This is a genomic window from Maricaulis sp. W15, from assembly GCF_001924955.1.
Classification (GTDB): Bacteria; Pseudomonadota; Alphaproteobacteria; order Caulobacterales; family Maricaulaceae; genus Maricaulis; species Maricaulis maris.
The window spans coordinates 263259-283623 of record NZ_LQXG01000017.1; the positions used below are offsets into that span (position 1 = coordinate 263259).

15 protein-coding genes are annotated in these 20365 nt (G+C 62.5%); 11 read left to right on the forward strand and 4 right to left on the reverse strand.

What is annotated here, in order from left to right:
- The first annotated feature begins 143 nt into the window (after window positions 1–143).
- From AWH62_RS10970 to AWH62_RS11010, 9 genes are all read left to right on the forward strand, one after another.
- Window positions 144–5279, forward strand: a complete 5136-nt coding sequence (locus AWH62_RS10970; protein WP_158025617.1) for a tandem-95 repeat protein — start codon at window positions 144–146, stop codon at window positions 5277–5279.
- 168 nt (window positions 5280–5447) lie between these two features.
- On the forward strand, window positions 5448–6242 hold the full coding sequence (gene surE, locus AWH62_RS10975) for a 5'/3'-nucleotidase SurE (protein WP_075190523.1): 795 nt from the start codon (window positions 5448–5450) through the stop codon (window positions 6240–6242).
- Between the two features lie 26 nt (window positions 6243–6268).
- Window positions 6269–6910, forward strand: coding sequence for a protein-L-isoaspartate(D-aspartate) O-methyltransferase (locus AWH62_RS10980; RefSeq protein WP_075190524.1), 642 nt, complete (start codon window positions 6269–6271; stop codon window positions 6908–6910).
- Window positions 6911–6944: 34 nt separating this feature from the next.
- Window positions 6945–7331 (forward strand): hypothetical protein, encoded by a 387-nt coding sequence (locus AWH62_RS10985; protein WP_075190525.1) that lies wholly within the window; start codon window positions 6945–6947, stop codon window positions 7329–7331.
- 128 nt (window positions 7332–7459) lie between these two features.
- Entirely contained in the window at window positions 7460–8401 is a 942-nt protein-coding gene (locus AWH62_RS10990; protein ID WP_075190600.1) for a M23 family metallopeptidase, read from the forward strand.
- A 169-nt stretch (window positions 8402–8570) separates the two neighbouring features.
- Complete coding sequence (gene yajC, locus AWH62_RS10995) at window positions 8571–8900, forward strand: preprotein translocase subunit YajC (protein ID WP_075190601.1); 330 nt, start codon at window positions 8571–8573, stop codon at window positions 8898–8900.
- 50 nt (window positions 8901–8950) lie between these two features.
- Entirely contained in the window at window positions 8951–10606 is a 1656-nt protein-coding gene (gene secD / locus AWH62_RS11000; RefSeq protein ID WP_075190526.1) for a protein translocase subunit SecD, read from the forward strand.
- A 15-nt stretch (window positions 10607–10621) separates the two neighbouring features.
- Window positions 10622–11566, forward strand: a complete 945-nt coding sequence (gene secF / locus AWH62_RS11005; RefSeq protein WP_075190527.1) for a protein translocase subunit SecF — start codon at window positions 10622–10624, stop codon at window positions 11564–11566.
- 93 nt (window positions 11567–11659) lie between these two features.
- Window positions 11660–12268 (forward strand): urate hydroxylase PuuD, encoded by a 609-nt coding sequence (locus AWH62_RS11010; RefSeq protein ID WP_075190528.1) that lies wholly within the window; start codon window positions 11660–11662, stop codon window positions 12266–12268.
- Between the two features lie 187 nt (window positions 12269–12455).
- Here AWH62_RS11010 and AWH62_RS11015 read toward each other — a convergent pair whose 3' ends face one another.
- Both AWH62_RS11015 and AWH62_RS11020 read right to left on the reverse strand, forming a co-directional pair.
- On the reverse strand, window positions 12456–13736 hold the full coding sequence (locus tag AWH62_RS11015) for a serine hydrolase (RefSeq protein ID WP_075190529.1): 1281 nt from the start codon (window positions 13734–13736) through the stop codon (window positions 12456–12458).
- A 73-nt stretch (window positions 13737–13809) separates the two neighbouring features.
- Window positions 13810–14415, reverse strand: coding sequence for a superoxide dismutase (locus AWH62_RS11020; RefSeq protein ID WP_075190530.1), 606 nt, complete (start codon window positions 14413–14415; stop codon window positions 13810–13812).
- Window positions 14416–14520: 105 nt separating this feature from the next.
- Here AWH62_RS11020 and AWH62_RS11025 point away from each other — a divergent pair, with 105 nt between their 5' ends.
- Both AWH62_RS11025 and AWH62_RS11030 read left to right on the forward strand, forming a co-directional pair.
- The gene (locus AWH62_RS11025; RefSeq protein WP_083635147.1) at window positions 14521–15342 is read left to right on the forward strand and encodes a squalene/phytoene synthase family protein; all 822 of its coding nucleotides are present in this window, start codon (window positions 14521–14523) and stop codon (window positions 15340–15342) included.
- Between the two features lie 67 nt (window positions 15343–15409).
- On the forward strand, window positions 15410–16105 hold the full coding sequence (locus AWH62_RS11030; protein ID WP_075190531.1) for an SDR family oxidoreductase: 696 nt from the start codon (window positions 15410–15412) through the stop codon (window positions 16103–16105).
- Window positions 16106–16131: 26 nt separating this feature from the next.
- Here AWH62_RS11030 and AWH62_RS11035 read toward each other — a convergent pair whose 3' ends face one another.
- On the reverse strand, window positions 16132–18072 hold the full coding sequence (locus tag AWH62_RS11035) for a S9 family peptidase (RefSeq protein ID WP_075190532.1): 1941 nt from the start codon (window positions 18070–18072) through the stop codon (window positions 16132–16134).
- A gap of 199 nt (window positions 18073–18271) precedes the next feature.
- Window positions 18272–20215: a S9 family peptidase gene (locus tag AWH62_RS11040; RefSeq protein ID WP_075190533.1), complete on the reverse strand. Its 1944-nt coding sequence runs from the start codon at window positions 20213–20215 to the stop codon at window positions 18272–18274.
- Between the last annotated feature and the right edge of the window lie 150 nt (window positions 20216–20365).

Below are 20365 nucleotides of genomic sequence, written 5' to 3' on the forward strand. Positions count from 1 at the left end.
CTCGGTTCTTTAGAAGAGCGTGAAAAACCGGAGCCACCCATTTGGGCGATTGTTGTCGCCGCCCCTTTCCCCGACCGTTTGCCGATAATTTTGCGTTAGCGCATTGCTGACAATCGGGGGCGTCGCCCAGGCGGCGGATGATCATGGCGACCAAAAAATCCAACAATCAATCACGACAGTCTGTAGCCAACGCCGCTGCGCCGGCCAATCCGGGCATCGATATCGAGGGCTCCAGGCGTAGTGATTTGTTGTTCGGCACCGGGCGCGATGACGTCATTGACGGGCGTGGCGGCAATGACTTGATCCTCGGACTGGGTGGCAATGATGTCATCTCGGGCGGTGGCGGCAATGACATCGTCCTTGGCGGCTCCGGCGATGATGACATCAGCGGTGATGGCGGCAACGACCTTCTGTCCGGCGGCAGCGGGAATGACGTCATATCCGGCGGCGACGGCAGCGACCTTGTCCTTGGCGGCAGCGGCGATGACCAGATCAGCGGCGGGCGCGGCGGCGACACCCTGCTGGGCGGCGACGGCAATGACGTCATTGATGGCGGCGCCGGAAGTGATTTCCTGTCTGGTGATGACGGCGACGACATTCTTTTTGGCGGAGCGGGGCGCGACACACTGCTCGGCGGCGACGGCGATGACATCCTGTCTGGCGGTGCGGGTCGGGACACCATCATTGGTGGTCAGGGTCATGACACGCTTGTCTATGGCGGCAGTGTTCGTGATGCGCAGGTCACCGGTGACAGCAATCAGGCGGAAATTCGTGGCTCGGATGGTCGCGACACGCTGGAGGGTGTCGAGGCCATCCAGTTCGACGATGCGACCGTCTACCTGGATGGACGCAACAACGGTCCGATGGTTGAAGACCAGGCGGCGACGATCGGCGAGAATGATAATGCGGTCATCGTCAACGTTCTCGACGGGGCATTTGATTTTGATGGTGATGTGATCTCGCTCCAGTCGGTCGATGCGGGAGACTTTGCTGGCACGGTCAGTTTTGATGCGGCCACCGGTGAGGTTTCGCTCACGCCCGGCGCTGACTATGACTATCTGGCGGAAGGGGAGAGCGTTGACGTCACGCTGACCTACACCGCCACGGACGGCACAGACACGACGACCGGCACGATTGCGGTCACGATTACCGGTATCGATGATGAACCCTTGATCACGGCGATCGATCTCGGTGCGCAGAGTGAGGATGACGGCTTCATCTCCGTTGATCTGTTGGCCACAGCCACCGGTGACGTGATCGGCATCGAGGAGATCCAGTCGGTCGCCTCGTCCAACCCGGACCGGGCGATCACCTGGGGTCTCGATCCGAACAATTACGACGCAGTGCAGCTGGACTTGAACCAGTTCACCGACCTTCAGGCCGGCGAAACGGAGACGGTCACCATCAGCTATGTGGTCGGCGACAATCACGGCGGCCTGACCACCAATACCGCGACCTTCGTGGTCGAGGGCTCGAACGATCTCCCGACCTTCAGCAGCTATCCGTTCTCCTTCGGTGAGAGCGAGCCTTTGTGGGTCAATCTTCTCGCCAGTGTCCAGGATGTCGACAGCGACGCGCTGACGGTCACCGATGTTGTCGCCACCACGAATAATCCGGACCGGGTTGTGACGGCGAACGTCAATTATGAAGATGGCACGGTGACCTTCCCCTATGGCCAGTATGAAGACCTGGCCGAGGGCGAGAGCGAGATTCTGACCATCCGCTTCAATGTCGATGACGGCGATGGCGGCATTGTCGCCTGTGAGCTGAACTTCACCGTGATTGGCCAGAATGATGCACCCTATATCGAGCCGTGGAACTCGTCGCTCGAGGGCACAGTCGACGAGAATGATGCGCCGGTCCTGACCACGGGTGGCTCGATCGTGTTCGAGGATGTCGACACCAGCGACCAGCATTACGGCTACATCAACACTGTCGCCCTGTCGGGCACCACGGGCGATCTCAATCCGGGCAATCTCTATGGTCTGCTAAGCTTGGACGATTACGCCTCGGGCGGTTCTCTGGGCTGGACCTTCAATGCCGACAGCGGCTTGTTTGACTATCTGCAAGAGGGTGAGAGTGTCACTCTCACCTATGATGTCGAGGTAACCGACGGTCGGGCAGGTGGCCAGACGACGGTTTCGATCACCATCGAGGGCTCGAATGACCTCCCGACCTTCAGCAGCTATCCGTTCTCCTTCGGTGAGAGCGAACCTTTGTGGGTCAATCTTCTCGCCAGTGTCCAGGATGTCGACAGCGACGCGCTGACGGTCACCGATGTCGTCGCCACCACGAACAATCCGGACCGGGTTGTGACGGCGAACGTCAATTATGAAGATGGCACGGTGACCTTCCCCTATGGCCAGTATGAAGACCTGGCCGAGGGCGAGAGCGAGATCCTGACCATCCGCTTCAATGTCGATGACGGCGATGGCGGCATTGTCGCCTGCGAGCTGAACTTCACCGTGATCGGCCAGAATGATGCACCCTATATCGAGCCGTGGAACTCGTCGCTCGAGGGCACGGTCGACGAGAATGATGCGCCGGTCCTGACCACGGGTGGCTCGATCGTGTTCGAGGATGTCGACACCAGCGACCAGCATTACGGCTACATCAACAATGTCGCCCTGTCGGGCACCACGGGCGATCTCAATCCGGGCAATCTCTATGGTCTGCTAAGCTTGGACGACTACGCCTCGGGCGGTTCTCTGGGCTGGACCTTCAATGCCGACAGCGGCTTGTTTGACTATCTGCAAGAGGGTGAGAGTGTCACCCTCACCTATGATGTCGAAGTCTCTGACGGCCGCGAGGGTGGCCAGACGACGGTCTCGATCACCATCGAGGGCTCGAACGATCTCCCAACTTTTGTCGACTTCACCCTGTCGCTGGGCGAGAGCGAGCCGCTCTGGGTCAATCTCCTGGCCAGTGTCGAGGATGTCGATAGCGACACGGTGACCGTCACCGACGTCGTCGCCTTCACCAATAATCCCGACCGCGTCGTGACGGCCAATGTCAATCTGGAAGAGGGGACGGTTACCTTCCCCTATGGCCAGTATGAGGACCTAGCCGAGGGCGAGACGGAAATCCTGACCATCAGCTTCAATCTCGATGATGGCGATGGCGGCATCGTGGCGCGCGAGCTCCATTTCACGGTCGTCGGCCAGAATGACGTGCCTTATATCGAGCCGTGGAACTCGCAGCTCGACGCGACAATCGACGAGAATGACGCGGCCACGCTGACCGCGTCCGGTACCGTCGTCTTCGATGATCCAGACGCCAGCGACTATCATTATGGCAGCGTCACCAATGTCAGCCTCTCGGGCACGGTCGGCGAGCTCCACCCGGCTTCCATGATGTGGCGGCTCAACCTGTCGGACGGCGAGCCGGGTTCGTCGCTGAACTGGACCTTCTCGGCCGATAGCGGCGTGTTTGACTATCTCCAGGAAGGCGAGAGCGTCACGCTGACCTATGATGTCGAGATCAATGACGGCTACAGTACGGCCTCGACCACGGTTTCGGTGACCATTGAGGGGACGAACGATCTGCCCACCTTTGTCGATTTCGGCCATGAGATCGACGAAACCACCTCGCTTTGGGTCAACCTTCTGGGCAGTGTCCAGGACGTCGACAGCGACAACATCACGATCCGGGATGTGGTTGCCTATACCGACAATCCGGATCGGGTCGTCGCGCTTGATGTCAATCTGGCGGAGGGGACGGTCCTCTTCCCCTACGGCCAGTATGAAGACCTTGCCGAGGGCGAGAGCGAGATCCTGACCATCAGCTACACGATCGATGATGGCGATGGCGGTATCGTGCCGGCTGAAATGCACTTCACGGTGATCGGTTCGAATGACGTGCCGTATTTCGAGCCGTGGAATTCGGAACTGGACGCGACCGCAGAAGCTTCTGGCGACGGCCAGCTGGCCGCCAGCGGTGTGATCGTCATCTCCGATCCCGATGCCAGCGACACCCATACAGGTGCGACGCTGGGCGTGGTCCTGTCGGGTGATGTCGGTGAGCTGACCGAAGCCGATGTCCTGGGACTGTTGAGTTTCGATGCAAGCGCGCCCGGCGCTTCGGTCGCCTGGTCCTTCGATGCTGAGTCGTCCCTGTTCAGCCAATTGTCCGGCAGCCTGACCCTGACCTACCAGGTCGAGATCAGCGACGGTCATGACAGCGTAACGGCACCGGTCACCATCACGATCACGCCGCAGAACGCCGCCCCGGACGCGCCGGACCTCGACGTCGCGATGAACGAGGACAGCTTCTTCGTCTATGTCGACCTTCTGGAAGGCGCCAGCGACGCCGATGGCGACAGCCTGTCCGTCAGCAATGTTGTCATGGAGACGTCCAATCCGGATCGGTCCTTCGTCTACAATCTCGACACTTCGGGCGGTCAGTTCACGATCTATCCGGGCAATTTCCAGGACCTGTCGGCAGGCGATACGGAAACCATCACCCTGACCTATGATGTCGAGGACGGGCAGGGCGGTGTCACACCACGCACTGTGACCATTACTGTCGACGGCGCCAATGATGCGGTCTCGGCCTATGGCGGGGCGTCGCTCACCTTTGGCGAGAATGATGCGGCGGTGCTCAGCGATAGCGGGACGATCAGCTATTCGGACGCTGACGCGAACGACACCCATACGGTGACGGTCAGCTCGGTGCAGGTTCGCGGCCAGGATTCCGGGCTTGCGGGTGTTGATATCGGCAGCCTGTTCACCTTCGACGCGTCGGACGGGGTGTTGAGCTGGAATTTCGAGGCCGATGGAAGTGTCTTCGATTATCTGAATGGTGGCGATAGCGTCATGATCAATATCGGTGTTGAGCTGAGTGACGGTGCATCCAGCAGCCTGCTCCAGTTCAGTCTCTTCATCATTGGTGCCGATGACACCGCATCGATGAAGGTCCAAGCTTTCTCCAAGTCGGAGCCGATCGATTTCGACAAGGCGCCGGTGGCCGAGGCGCTGGCAGAGACCGGTGCGGACGACGGCCTCGTGTCGCTGTCGCATGATGACGGTCTGGCCGTGATGACGGCTGGCGATGTCGCTGATTTCGGCTTCGATGGCGTGTTCGACATCTCGGACTTCCGCGGAGTGGTGAAACTGCCGACGCTGACGGAAGCCGGGGATGTGCCGATGGAACTCGAAAGCGTGAGCCCCACGCTCGTTCAGGTGGACGCGTTCGACTTGCCCGGTCTGGACGCTGTCGTCCCGCCTCAATTCGATGGCACAATGACCGTGCCGGTGATCGACTCGGTCGAGGGCTGGTAGCTTCATCGCATCGAATTTGTACGACGAGTGCGCAGGCGGTCCTCTCCAAAGGGCCGCCTGATGCACGTCCGGACGCTGGTATCTGCGCGCTTTGGGGACTGGCAGGCGCCTCGAAATGCTTTAGAAGCGGGCCCACCAGAACAGCCAGAACGAAGCGACCGGTCGATCATGATCCCAGACAATCCCCGCATCCTCCTCACCAATGATGACGGCATCCGGGCCCACGGGCTCAAAGTGCTCGAAAAGATTGCCCGTCAGCTGTCGGATGATGTGTGGATCGTGGCGCCGGCCGAGGAGCAGTCCGGGGCGGGGCGCTCGCTCTCCCTGCATGCGCCGCTGCGGGTGCGTAAGTATGACGAGCGCCGCATGTCGGTGTCCGGCACGCCGACCGATTGCGTGCTGATGGGCGTGCAGGACCTGATCCCGGGTAAGCAGCCCGATCTCGTCCTGTCCGGTGTCAATCGCGGCCAGAACATCGCCGAAGACGTGACCTTTTCCGGCACCGTGGCCGGCGCCATGCAGGGCATGCAGCTGGGTATTCCCTCGGTGGCCCTGTCGCAGGCCTATGGTTTTGGCAAGGATGATCCCATCCAGTGGGAGACGGCGGAGCTGTATGGCGCCCCGATCCTGCGTCGCCTGTTCGATTTGAAATGGCCGGACGACGTCTTGATCAACATCAATTTCCCCGATCGCAAGCCGGACGATGTCGAGGAAGTTGAGGTCACCCGCCAGGGGCGCCGCGACCAGCATATCCTGCATGCCGAGCACCGGTTAGATCCGCGCGGCATGGATTATTACTGGCTGGCCTTCAAGGGCCTGTTGTCCAATCCGCCGGACGGGGTTGATCTGCGGGCCATCTATGACGGAAAGATATCCGTCACGCCGCTGCACATGGACCTTACCCATGGCGAGACCCTGGGCAATCTGAAAAGCATGCTTGGCGGCGTGCCGCCCAAGTCCTGACCTGACGCGAAAAAGGCCGACCGCGCATGCAATTGCCTGATCCCCGCATGATCCAGCTCGTGATGAGTCTGCGTGGCGGTGGTGTCACCGACGCCACGGTGATGGGCGCGCTTGAACGCACGCCGCGCCATCTCTTCGTGCCGCAGCGCTTTGGTGACCAGGCCTATGACGACCGCGCCCTGCCGATCGATTGCGGCCAGACGATCTCGCAGCCACTGATCGTCGCCCTGATGACCCAGGCGCTGAAACTGGATGACCGTTGCAAGGTGCTCGAGATCGGCACCGGGTCGGGTTACCAGGCGGCCGTGCTGGCGCGCCTGGCGCGGCGGGTCTATTCGGTCGAGCGCTATCGCACCCTGTCGCGCGAGGCCGAAGCCCGGTTCGAGGCCATGCGTCTGACCAATATCGTCACCCGGATCGGCGATGGCACGCTGGGTTGGCCGGAACAGGCGCCGTTCGACCGCATCATTCTCACGGCCTCCGCCCCGATCCGGCCAGATGCCATTCTCGGACAGCTCAAGGATGGCGGCATCGCGGTGGCGCCTGTTGACCGGGAAAACCGGCAGGTCCTGGTCCGTTATGTCCGCGATGGCGACACGATCACGGAAACCGATCTGATGGATGTCCGCTTTGTGCCGCTGGTAAAGGGCGAAGCCCGCGCTTTGTAAGACCTTTTCCCGGAAAATGTGCTAGAGTGTCGGCATGGGCATAACGTATGAAGACATCGACGCAGACGGGTTGGTGCGGGTGACGCTGACCGGTCTGCCAACGCGAACGGACCACGCCGCCCTTATCGAACGGGTTGGGGCGCAAATCCGCTCTGGTCAATTGCGCGCCGTGATCATCGACGCATCCGCTGCGGAGCTGCCGGCCAGCACCAGTTTTTCCGAAGAAGTCTGGGAAGATTTCCTGTCCGGACTCGGCCATCGCCCCTTTGCCTATGTGCCGCCGAGCGGTCATGACAACGCCAAACGCCAGGCGATGATCAGGCTGCTGCTGGACGAGTGGGGAACCTGTTTCACTGAGTGTACGGATGTTGAGCAGGCCCGCGCCTGGTGCCTCGCCCGGATCGCTGAACAGCCTGATTGATCCGAAGCGTCGAGCCACCGTTTTATTAAATCTGTATCAGGCGCGGGCAGGGCGGCGTGTGGATAACCGGCGGTTAAGCCTTCTCTGGCTTGATGACGGCGAATATCCTGTCGGAGGTCGAGCCTGAAATGCGTGTCACGTCCCTGATCTGCCTCATTGCGGTGGTGAGTGCGAGCCTTGCGGCTTGTGCTTCCGGTCCGCGTGAGCCGGCCCGGGTCGACTATCGCAGCTTCGGAAATGGGTCGAACACACCATCGTCATCGGCATCGTCTTCCTCGCGTTCCCCGCAACGCGGCACGATGAATTGTGGCTCCGGCTATACCGTGCGCACCAATGACACCCTGTCCGAGATTGCCGAGCGCTGCGGCGTCAGCATGTCAGATCTCGCCAGCACCAACGGGCTCAGCGCGCCCTATACGCTGCGCGTCGGCCAGACGGTCGCAATGCCGCGGCCCCCGGTGCATGTCGTCCAGCGCGGCGAAAACCTGTACCGGATCGGCTTGCGCTATGGCGTGCCCTTCCAGCAATTGGCCAGCCATAACGGCCTTCGTGCGCCCTATGAGATCGAGATTGGCCAGCAGATCCGCCTGCCGCATGGCGCCCAGGTCGCGTCGACCACATCGGGCGGTTCTTCGCGGGCACCGACCTCTCGTCCGACCAATGACCGTCATACGCCGCCACCAGCGGAGGCGGGGGCGCCCAGCTTTGATTGGCCGATCCGTGGCCAGGTCCTGTCCAGCTTCGGGCGTCGCCCCAATGGCGAGCGCAATGACGGTATCAATATCGAGGCGGCGACCGGGGCTGAGGTCCGGGCTGCGGCGCCGGGCCAGGTTGTCTATGCCGGCAGCGAATTGGCCGGTTATGGCCAGCTCGTGCTGGTCCGTCACAGCGGCGGTTTCGTGACCGCTTATGCCCACAATTCCCGCCTGCTCGTGCGCGAGGGTGATCAGATCAGCCGTGGCCAGATCATTGCCCAGGCGGGTGCGACCGGCACGGTCGACCGGCCGCAGGTGCATTTCGAGATCCGGTCCGGTGTGAATCCGGTCGATCCGATGTCCTATCTGCGCTGATCCGGCCACCGCCGTGTGTGCCTTGCGGCACACAGTCCGGCAGCGCTGCTACAGCCGACCCTTGTTGCAACCAGGCCTCGTCCCGATATAGTCCCGCGCATTCGAATTTCGGGGCGTCTGCGCAACATTGTTGCGTTACGCGCCCAGCAGCCGCGGAGCGCGCTTCTTCATGCAAGAGTTTCTTCAATCCCCGATCCCGATGCTCGTCCTCATGGGCCTGGTCTTCTATTTCCTGCTCATCCGTCCGCAACAAAAGCGGATGAAAGAGCACAAGGCGTTGATCGAGGGCCTCAAGCGCGGTGACGAAGTCATCACCCAGGGCGGCATGATCGGCAAGATCGCCAAAGTGTCCGACGAAGAAGTGACGCTGGACCTCGGCGAGGGCGTGAAAGTCCGTATCGTCCGCTCCACGATTGCTGACGTGAAGGGCCGTACCGCCCCGAAGCCGGCCAATGATGCCAAGAAAGACGACAAGAAGGACGACAAGGAAATCGGCTGAGCCGATTGACCGTCATCCCTGATCGTCCCTGACCAAGAGGCCGCGCTGACATGTTGCATTTCGGGCGTTGGAAACTGCTTTCCATATTCCTCATCACGCTGCTCGGCGTGATGTACACCATCCCCAATTTCGTGCCGGAAACCGACCGGTACACGATCAATGAGGCGGATGGCACGGCGACGCCCAAAGGCATCTGGCGCTATATCCCGTCCGGGACGATCAATCTCGGCCTCGACCTCCAGGGCGGTTCGCACATCGTCTTTGAGGTCGACATGGACGAGGTCCGTGATGCCCAGCTGGAAGCGCTGGCTTCGGATATCCGCACCGCGCTGCGCGAAGCGCCGCCGGTGCTGGACCGTTCCGTCGCGGTGATCGGTGATGAAGTCGTGGTCCTGCTGGTCCGCCCGGAAGACCGGGCGACGGCACTTGAGCGGGTCCGCGCGCTCAATACGCCGGTGACGACGGGTGTCGGCCAGGTCGGTCTGGCCAACATGTATGACATTGCTGCCGATCCGTCGGATCTCTCGGCGATCCGCATCTCGGTCACGTCGCAGCAGTATGAAGCCATCCGCAACCGCACGCTGGAACAGTCGATCACGGTGATCCGTCGCCGTCTTGACGGGCTCGGCACGACCGACCCGACCATTGCCCGTTCCGGCGATCGCCGCGTGCTGGTCCAGGTGCCCGGCGCCGATGATCCGCAGGAGATCATCGACCTGGTCGCCACCCAGGCGGCGATGAGCTTCCACCTCGTTGATGAGAGCGTCGATCCGGGTCCGAACGGGCAGGCGCGCACCCCGCCCGGCGTGAGCATCTACACCATGGCGGACACGGGCGGCACGGCCTGGCTGGCCGTTGAGACCCGGCAGCGTCTGACCGGCGAGAACCTCAACAGTGCCTATGTCACCAGCCATCCGAATTATGTCGGACCGGTCGTCGGCTTCCGCCTCGACACGCAAGGCGCCTTGATCTTCGGGGAACTCACGCGGGTCAATCGTGGCCGCCGCTTCGCGATCGTGCTGGATGACGAGATCATCACCGCACCGACCATCAATGAACCGATCCTGTCCGGTTCCGGTGTCATCGGGGGCGGTTACACCTATGAGAGCGCCAATCAGCTGGTCATCCTGCTCAATGCCGGCGCCTTGCCGGCGACACTGACGCCGGTTGAGCAGCGCGTCGTGACCGCCTCGCTCGGGCGCGACCAGATCGAAAGCGGCCAGTTGGCCGTAATGATCGGTTTTGGCCTGGTGATCGTCTTCATGGTCGCCATGTACGGCGTGTTCGGCGTCTTCTCGACCGTGGCGCTGCTGGTCAATGTCTTCCTCATCCTGGGTGGCCTGTCCGGCCTTGGCATGACGCTGACCCTGCCGGGCATCGCCGGTATCATCCTGACCATCGGCATGGCGGTCGACGCCAATGTGCTGATCTATGAGCGCATCCGCGAAGAGGTCAAAAACAACCGAACCCCGGTCCAGGCGATTCAGGCGGGTTATGAGCGGGCGCTGGCAGCGATCCTCGATGCCAATATCACCACCTTCATCGCCGCTGCCGTGCTCTACATGCTCGGCGCCGGTCCGGTGCGTGGTTTTGCCGTGACGCTCGGTGTCGGCATCCTGACCTCGGTCTTCACCGCTTTCGTTGTCTCCCGCCTGCTGGCGGTTGTCTGGCTGCGGGCTTTCAAGCCCAAAAAGCTGCCGCTGTAAGGGGAGGAAACGAACATGACCCTCGCACTCGTCAAATACCTGCCCACCTCGGCCAAGGTCCCCTTCATCCGCGGACGCTTCATCGCGCTGGCGATTTCCGGTCTTTTCATCGCATTCTCGATGTTCGAGTTCGCCACGGTCGGCATCAATTTCGGCATTGATTTCCGCGGCGGCATCCAGACCGAGGTCGCCGCGCTGAACACAACTTCGATCGAGGATTTGCGGAGTACGGCCAACGAACTCAATCTCGGCGAAGCTCGTGTCCAGGGCGCCGGTGCCTCCGGCGCTGACCGCACCACCTATCTCATCTCGCTACCCCTGCAGGAAGGTGAGGGCCTTGAGGGCGAGGCCGCCCAGAACACGGCCCGACAGGCGCTGGAAGATGCGCTCGTTGCTGCTTTCCCGGATATTGAAATGCGCGGCACGACCGTGATCGGCGGCGCCGTGTCGGGCGAGCTGATCGTCACCGGTTTCACCGCCATCGGCGTCGCGCTTTTCCTGATGCTGGTCTATATCTGGTTCCGCTTCGAGTGGCAGTATTCGGTCGGCGCCATTGTTGCCCTGACCCATGATGTCATCGCCACCATCGGCATGTTCTCGCTGACCCAGATGACCTTCGACCTGGCGACTGTGGCCGCCATCCTGACCATTGTCGGCTACTCGATGAACGACACCGTGGTCGTGTATGACCGGATCCGCGAGAACCTGCGCAAATACAAGCGCATGCCGCTGCAGGACGTGCTCAACCTGTCGATCAATGACACATTGTCCCGCACCATCCTGACCTCGGTCACGACGCTGGTGGCGCTGGTCTCGCTCTATCTCATCGGCGGCACGGCCCTGAAGGGCTTTGCCTTCGCGATGATCTGGGGCGTCTTGATCGGGACTTTCTCCTCGATCTTCGTGGCTGCGCCGATCCTTCTCTTCACCAATGTCCAGCGCGAGAGCAATGAGAGCTGAGCGGGTATAAGGCCGAGCCCACTATCCTGAGACGCGAATAACCCGTATTTTCGCCCCACTGACAGAATGATTCTGACAATTGGGGAGGGAAAAATGGGTGCAATACTCAGCAATCTACGCACGACGGTGATCGTCTCCTTCGTGCTCTCGGCGGTGTTTCTGGGCGCCTATGTGATGGCCGGGGCCATCGATATTAATGCGGCGTTCTGGCAGGCCCTGGCCCGCTGGACGCATGTTGTCGCCGGCATCATGTGGATCGGTCTGCTCTGGTATTTCAACTTCGTGCAGATCCCGAACATGCCGAAGATACCGGATGACCAGAAGCCGGCCATTGGCAAGGTGATCGCGCCGGCGGCCCTGTTCTGGTTTCGCTGGGGGGCGGCCTTCACCGTGCTCACCGGCCTTGCCGTGGCCGCATCGCGCGGACTGACGATGGAGTTCCTCTCCTTCGGCCTGATGGCAGATGCCTATTCGCCGCAATATTCCTTCATCGGCATCGGCATGTGGATGGCCATCATCATGGCGATCAATGTCTGGTTCGTGATCTGGCCCAACCAGAAGATCGCCCTGGGCATTGTCGAGGCGGAGGCCGAGGCCAAGCCGAAGGCGGCGCGCACGGCGATGCTGTTCTCGCGCACCAACACGCTCCTGTCCTTCCCGATGCTGATCGCGATGGCGATGGCGCAGACCATTTTCGGCTGACGCCAGACGGACAGACATGGCCTGAAACGTTCAGGGCCCGCCGGAGACACTGGCGGGCCCTGTTCACGTTCGGGGGGTACGTGAGCATCCGGGTGGCTTTACAGGGAGGGACGCCGCCCGTTGCCTTCGTACAACGCGCGGACGCCTCCAATTCCGTCGCCATAAAATGCGCCGACGTACAGCCACCTCAGTCGAAGGCGAAACTGGCGTAAACCCGCGGCCGGAATTCGCGCAGCGTGCGCGGCTCGGGCCGGTATTGCGAGGGTTGGATCTGGGTCATGATCACCGCCGCCGTACCGGTGCGCGGGCTGACGAAGAAATCGGTATCAAAAAAGCCGCCCCAGCTCAGATCCCCGGGCACGCCGGCCGGCTGCTGGCCTTCAGCTGCTGGCAGGACAATGTCCATGCCCAGCGCGAAGGCGCGGCCGTCCCAGCCGTCACCCAATTGTTCCCCGGTTGCGTGCGGGCTGGCAAATACCGCGAAGGTCTCTTCCGACATCAGCTCGACATCACCGAGATGGCCGCCATTGGCCAGCAGCATGGCGAAACGGATATAGTCCGACGCCGTCGAGACGAGGCCGCCGCCCCCGGATGGCCAGGTCGGAACGCCGAACTCGTAAGGCACCATCTCGCTGTTTTCATCGTGGACATAGAGCGGCGCCAGCTCGTCTTCACTGAAACTGACATCCTCATAGAAAAAACCGGTGGCCTCCATGCCGAGCGGTGTGAAAATCTCGGTGTCGAAGAAGGTGTTGAGCGGCTGTCCCGAAACGATCTCGATCACCCGGCCGGCGACATCGAGACCGTAGGAATACATCCAGCGATCGCCCGGATCGCCATAAAGCGGCAGGCTGGCGAGACGATCGACGCGGACCGCCAGATCGCCTTCGCCATCATACATGGTGTTTTCCAGATGGAGACGGCCCAGATCGCTCTCGGCCTCGAAGATATAGCCGAGGCCGGCCGTGTGGGTGAGCAGATGCTCGATGGTCATCACCGTGTCCGGTGCGCGCGTCTCGATCTCGCCGGCTTCATTGGCCATCGGCGAGACGGCCACGCGAACATCGGCAAAGGCCGGGATGTAGTCACTGACCGGATCGTCCAGCGCGATCTCGCCGCGCTCGACCAGCATCATGATCGCAACCGCCGTGACCGGCTTGGTCATCGAGGCGATGCGCACCGGCGTGTCGACTGTGAAGGGCGTGTGGTTTTCGAGGTCGGCTTCGCCGGCCTCGGACACAAAGGCAATCTGTTCCCCGCGCGCGATGATCGCCGCATAGCCGGGGCGCGCGCCTTCGGCGGCGAGTTCGTCCAGCCGGGCGTCGAGCAGCGACAATGCGTACGGGTCAAAACCCAGCGCCGCGGGATTTTCAACGGTGTGGATGTCTTGCGCCAAAAGCGGCGCGGTGACGGGCATGAGTGCCGTCGTGGCCAGCGCGAACGCCGCCATGGCTTGTTTGAACGCCATCTAACCTTCCCCTCGGGATATTTTTATCGACCGGGGGGAAGGTTAGGACGCCAGCGCCGCTCTGACGAGGGGCTTATTGGGCGGCAGCGAGGTTTTCAGCCGCAAATTCCCAGTTCACCAGCTTGTCGAGGAATGTGGTGATGTAGTCGGGACGACGGTTCTGGAAGTCGAGATAGTAGGCGTGTTCCCAGACATCCATGGTGAGCAGCGGCGTGACGCCGTCCTCGGTCAGCGGCGTTTCGGCGTTCAGTGTCTTGCGCACTTCCAGCTTGCCATTGGCCAGGACCAGCCAGGCCCAGCCGGAGCCAAACTGGGTGGCGCCGGCATCGGCGAACGCGGATTTGAACGCGTCCAGGGAGCCGAAATCGCGGTCGATCATTGCCGCGAGATCACCGCTCGGGGTGCCGCCGCCATTGGGACGCATGGACTGCCAGTAGAAGGTGTGGTTCCAGATCTGGGCGGCATTGTTGAACACGCCGGCCTTGGCGGCATCGCCAGCGGTCTTCTTGATCACGTCTTCCAGCGACAGGGCGGCGAACTCGGTTCCGCCGACCAGGCCGTTGAGCTTGTCGACATAGGCGTTGTGGTGCTTCCCGTGGTGGAAATCTAGCGTCTGGGAGGAGATATGGGGGGCCAGCGCGTCTTTGGCATAGGGCAGATCGGGCAGGGTGAAAGCCATGGGAACCTCTTACAGTGACGAAGGCGGGAAGGATGAAGGCCGGTTGGGCCGTTTTCATGTCCGCTCATATGGTGTGGACAGCGCCCATGTCCACCGGGGAGACGCATGATGGTCAAAGAAATCGACAGCTTGCTGCAAGCCGCCGACCCCGATCGCTATCTGTGCGCCCTGTTTGCGCAGCCGGAGCACCGGGCCGGTCTGCTGGCACTCTACGGCCTCAATCACGAGCTTGGCCGCGCCGCCGATTCCAGTTCGGAAAGCCTGATCGGCGAGATGAAGCTGACCTGGTGGCGTGACGCCGTTGCTGATCTTTATGCCGATCCACCCAAGGTTCGCCGTCACGATGTGACCGAGGGACTGGCCGCGCTGACCGACCGCATCTCGCTGGCTGATCTGACACCCCTCATCGAGGCCCGCTTCGACGATCTGTCGGCCCGTCCCTTCACGGATATTGATGATCTGCTGGCTTATGTCGATGCCACCGCCGGCCGACTGGTCTCTCTGGCGCTCGCCGTGGTCGGCGCGCGCGACGCGCTGGCACCGGAGACGGTGCAGGTCGCCGGACGGGCCTGGGGGCTGACGGGTTTGCTGCGGGCATTCCCCATCCGGGCACAGATCGGGCGCGCCCCCATTGGCGGCGATGCCCTGGCCGCCGTCGACGCCACGCCGGCGATGATGGCCCAGGGGCTGGGGGCGGAGAAAATCGCCCAGGCGCGCGTCGGCATTGTCGAGGCCGCCAAGGCCGCCTGTGCCCGGCTCGAGGCGGCGCGTCCGCTTCCGGCGGATGTCGTTCCGGCAATGGGTTATTGCCTGTTGGCCCCGACCCATCTGCGTCGCCTGCCTGACAATCCCTACGCCCTCGCGCCTGACATCAACCCGCTGGCACGTCGCCTGCGCCTCACCTGGCTGGCGCTGACCGGGCGTTAACTGGTGCAGCCCTCTTGCCTCGCCGGGCCGCTCGCGTCCAACATGGGTGCAACCAAGGAGACGACCGATGCATCACGCGCTCATCACCGGAGCCAATCGCGGACTGGGGCTGGAGCACGCCCGGCAATTGCTCGAGCGTGGCTGGCATGTCAGTGCCGCCGTCCGCGACCCGGCCGCTGCAACCGAGCTGGCCGCTCTGCCGGTCGGCAAGGGCATGCTGGATGTTCACGCCTATGATGCGGCAGATCCGGACAGCGCCGACGCCCTGGCCAAGGTCGTCACCGGCCCGATCGACCTTCTGTTCGCCAATGCTGGCATGATGGCGCCCGAAACGCGCCGTTTTGGCGCCGCGGCCGGTGCGGCGATGCTGGAAGAGTTCAAGGTCAACTCGATCGCGCCGCTGGCGCTGGTTGAGGCCTTTGTTGACCGCGTCGCCGAGTCCGAGATGAAAGTGGTCGCCCTGCAGTCCTCACGCATGGGTTCGATCCGCGACAATGGCAGCGGCGGTGGATACGGCTATCGCGCGTCCAAGGCGGCCCTCAATGCCATCGGCAAATCGCTGAGCATCGACCTCAAGGATCGCGGCATCGTCGTCCTGACCCTGCATCCCGGTTGGGTGAAAACCGCCATGGGCGGCCCCAATGGCCAGCTGACAGTGCAGGAATCCGTATCGGGACAGCTCGACCTCATCGCCCGTGCCTATGGCAATCCGGTGATGAGCGGTCGCTTCTACCACGTCTCCGGCCAGGACCTGCCTTGGTAGGCAGGCCCTGACCGGGACCTGGACGACTACTCGCCGAGATGCGTCGCGAGGAAGGTTTCCAGCTCGGTGAGGACGAGTTGGCGGCTCTGGGTTGTTGTCAGCCAGTGGTCCATGCCGCGGACCCGGTGGAAGGTGACGTCCCGACCGGCATCATCCAGGGCATCTTCCATGGCGATGGAATGTTCCTCGTCCACGACACTGTCGTCGCGACCATGGATCAAGAGCACAGGTATCTCGATCGCGTCGGCGTGGTCGCGCGGCGAGATCGCAGCGGCCTCCGCGCGGGTTGGCAGCGTCTGGGTCCCGGTGAGCTGCTCCGCCAAGCGGCGTGAGTATGGCGTGTCGATGCCGCCAAAGCCGTCCGCATCCCGCGCGATGAACCAAAGGTCAGTGAGCGGCGCTATGGCGGCCGCGCACTGGTAAAGGTCCGGTGTGAAGGCGGCGCCGGCGAGCGCGGCATAACCACCATAGCTGGCGCCGACGATGCAGACGCGATCGGCATCAGCATAGCCGGCCCGGACCATGGCATTGACCCCGTCAGTAATGTCATCCTGCATGATGCCCGTGCCCCATTCGCCCCAGCCGGCACTCTCCCACGCGTGACCATAACCGGACGAACCGCGGAAATTCGGCTGCAAGACCAGATAGCCGCGGCTCGCGAGGAATTGCGCCCAGTCGTCAAACCCGCCGGTATCGCGCGCGGCCGGGCCGCCATGCGGCAGAACGACCATCGGGTGCGGCCCTTCGCCTTCCGGCAGGGTGAGATAGGCCGGAATACGCGCGCCGTCGCGGCTCGAATAACGAACGGATTGGCGGACCGGGAGCAGATAGTTGCTGAGCTCGGGATAGCCATCGCCGAGGCTGGCCAGTGAGCCTGCCGTGGCGTCGTACAGATAGTAGCGCGGGCCCAGGTCGGCGGTGTGCTCCGCCAGCGTGAACTGGGTCATGTCTTCCGACCAGGAGAGCAGTGCGACGAAGGAATTCGGCATGGCGGCATCCAGCGAGGCCTGCGTATGGGCCAGAGTCTCGTTGAACCAGACGGTTGTGGGCATGTCCTCGTCGACATCCACGCCAACGACGGTGTTGGTGTAGTTGTCACGGATCACCCCGTTGAAATCGTAGTTCTCGTTTTCATAAATCACCCGCAAGCGCTCACCGGTTGTCGCCGATATGGCAACCAGGCGTCGGCCGCCGATACTGGGGCGCTCGGAGACGACCAGCTGGTCGTCGGTTCCGGTCAACAGGCCCCAAAGGCTCTGGGTGAGCAGCGGTTCTTCGCGCTGAACGACGGTGTCCCAGTATTCCTCGCCTTTCAGGGCCAATTCGTAGCGCTGTTCCATCACGTCATAACTGGCGCGGGCGAGCGGGCGGCCATCGGCGTCGACGACATAGTCGAAAACCGGCTCGGTGGTGCGGTCGATGGTGCGGTAAAGCCGGGTGCCCGCGTCGATCACCATCAGCCGGCGTTCCGTCCAGCTCGTCCGCATGGTCACGATCAGCTCATTGGTTTCCGGGACCCGACCGACCACGTTGGCGCGGTCGATACTGTATCGCAGCTCGTCTGCGAGACGACCGCCGGCGAACAATTCATGGAGACGGCCCGGATCGTTGAGGTCCAGCGCGAACATGGTCGCGTGATCGCTGACGCCCCACCCGCCCCGCTGTTGAGGAATGCTGGCAACCATGACGAGGAGATCGTCGCTGGCCCAGAACAGGCGCTCAACGCGGACGCGTTCGACATTGGCACCTGTGGCAGCCTCGCCATCGCGCGATAGCACGAGGACAATCTGCTGCCCGTCCGATAGCGACAGCATGGCGATGCGGCGGCCATTGGGTGAAATCACCGGCGCGGCGATCTGGGGGTGGCGGCTGAAGGCTTCGACCGGGGGCGGTGCCTGGGTTTGGGCCAAGCAGACGGTGGTCGCAAGCAAAACCGCCGCAAGAGCGACGACAACGCGTGAAAACATGATTTCCCCCCAAAACAAACGACCGGCTCTCATCCGGCTGCGGGCTGGAGCTTGCAGGGTGTCGGTGCGGGAATCAACGTTGGCGTGCTGCTCGACAGCAAAGCCGTCCGGCCCGCGCGACGGGTTACTGCCCTCGCAGCTTGCCAGCCGAGCGGGGCCGTCGCGACGGCGTCTCGGGCCCGGATTGGTCGGTCCGAGGTTACTCGCCGAGATGCGTCGCGAGAAAGGTTTCCAGCTCGGTGAGGACTTGTTGCCGGGTGGAGGACGCCGTCAGCCAGTGATCGCCATCATCAATGGTGATCAGTTCGACATCGCCGCCGGCCCGGCTGATCGCACGCCGCATAAACTGGCTTTGCTCGATCGGAACAACTGTGTCATCGCGCCCATGGATCAGCAGGACCGGGATGGTGATGGAATCGGCATGACGTGTGGGGGACACGGCTCTGAGTGCAGCACGAACATTGTCCTCGCCTTGGGCGATCCGTTGCATCCATGACCGGATGAACCAATGCGACCGCCCATAGCGCTGCCGGGTATAATTGAGCATTTCCTGTGTGTCGCTCACGCCCGCGATGGCGACCGCACACCGATAAGTGTCCGGTGTGAAAGCAGCGCCGGCAAGCGCGGCATAGCCGCCATAGCTGGCGCCGACGATGCAGACCCGATCCGGATCGGCAATCCCGGCCGTCACCAGGCGTTCGACCGTATCGGTCAGATCGTGCTGCATGACGCCGGTGCCCCATTGCCCGTAGCCAGCCTCCATCCAGCGATAGCCATAACCGGAGGAGCCGCGGAAATTGGGCTGGACCACCGCGTAGCCGCGCGAGGTCAGGAAATGCGCGAAATAGTCGAAACCGCCCTTGTCGCGTGATTCCGGTCCGCCATGGGGCAGGATGATGGTCGGGAAGGGACCGTCGCCATCGGGCCGGGTGAGGTAGGCTTCCAGCGTCTCGCCGTCGCTTACCTGATAGGTGATGTGCTGGCGAGCCTGCAGGGCGTCCACCGTCAAATCGGGATGACTGGCGCCGATAAGGTCAATCGATCGTTGGGCGACGTCATAAAGGAAATAGACGGGCGGCGTCGCCGGATTGTCTGCGCGGACAACGAGGCGGGTGAAATCCGGAGTCCAGCTGACAATTTGTGGTCGCCAGTCCGGCATGGCTCCGTCAATCACCACCTGGTGTGCGGCCAGCTGTTCGTCGAACCAGTGCACGCGCTCAAAATCCTCGATCCAGCTAACGCCGACGACGAGATTGCTGTAGGGGTCAATCAGTACATCCTCGATATCAAAACGCGCGTGCTGGAACACGACATCGTCCAGCTCTCCGGTCTCGAGGGAGAGGCTGTAAAGTGCCCGGCGCGAGTCGTGCGCCGGATCGGATGGGACCATCAGGGTTGTGACCGCCAGGCGACCGTCCGGCAGCTGGCCGGCGAATGAGTAGCTCGGCCGCTCAACTCCCGTTTCCCGGGTGATAGTGCTCCACCCGCTCCCGGACGGTACGCGCAGTATCTGCCGGTCACGGTCATTGTTGTAGTCGAGGCGGGCGACAGGTTCTCCGCGAGCGTCGACGACCCAATCGCGTGTGTCGCGCGCGCCCCTTGCCGCTGTCACACTGCTCCCGGTTTCCGGGTTGACCGCGAGGAGATTGCTTTCGCGGTTTTCGTCACGCGCCGGGATCAGCAGGTGTCCGCTCTCTGCCTCGATGCCGATGATACGACTGACATCAAGGTTGAGACCGAGGCGGTTCGACCGGCGCAGCAATTGGCGCGACTCCATCTCGTCATCTGCGTCGAGAGCGACCAGGGTGGAGAAATCATAATCGCCGCGGGCGCCCCAGAAAGCGGTAACGTCGCTGGCCGTGACCAGGACATGCCGGTTGTCCGCCCAGCGCAGGCCATGGGTGCGAAAGTTTCTGGTATCCGCCGCAATGATCGCGCCGCTGCTGATCTCTTTGACCACCACCACCGGCGCGCCGTTGACATGGCTCGTATAGGCGAGGCGCCGACCGTCGGGCGACAGGACGACGTGCGCCATCGCCGGGTCCGCCGCGAAAGTCTCGACAGGTATGATCTGGCCGCGGGCCGACGATAGACCGGCGAACAGGGCGAAACAGGCGAAAACGCCGAACACAAACCGCAACATGACATCCCCCAAACTTGCAGAACATCAGAAAACAGACCGGCGCCGGATACAACCTGTTTGTGTAGGCCGGGAGGTGGAGCTGACCGCGCCGTCAACGCTGCCCGATCTGCCTGACGGGGACGACATCGACATTCATCGGCTGGAAGGCAG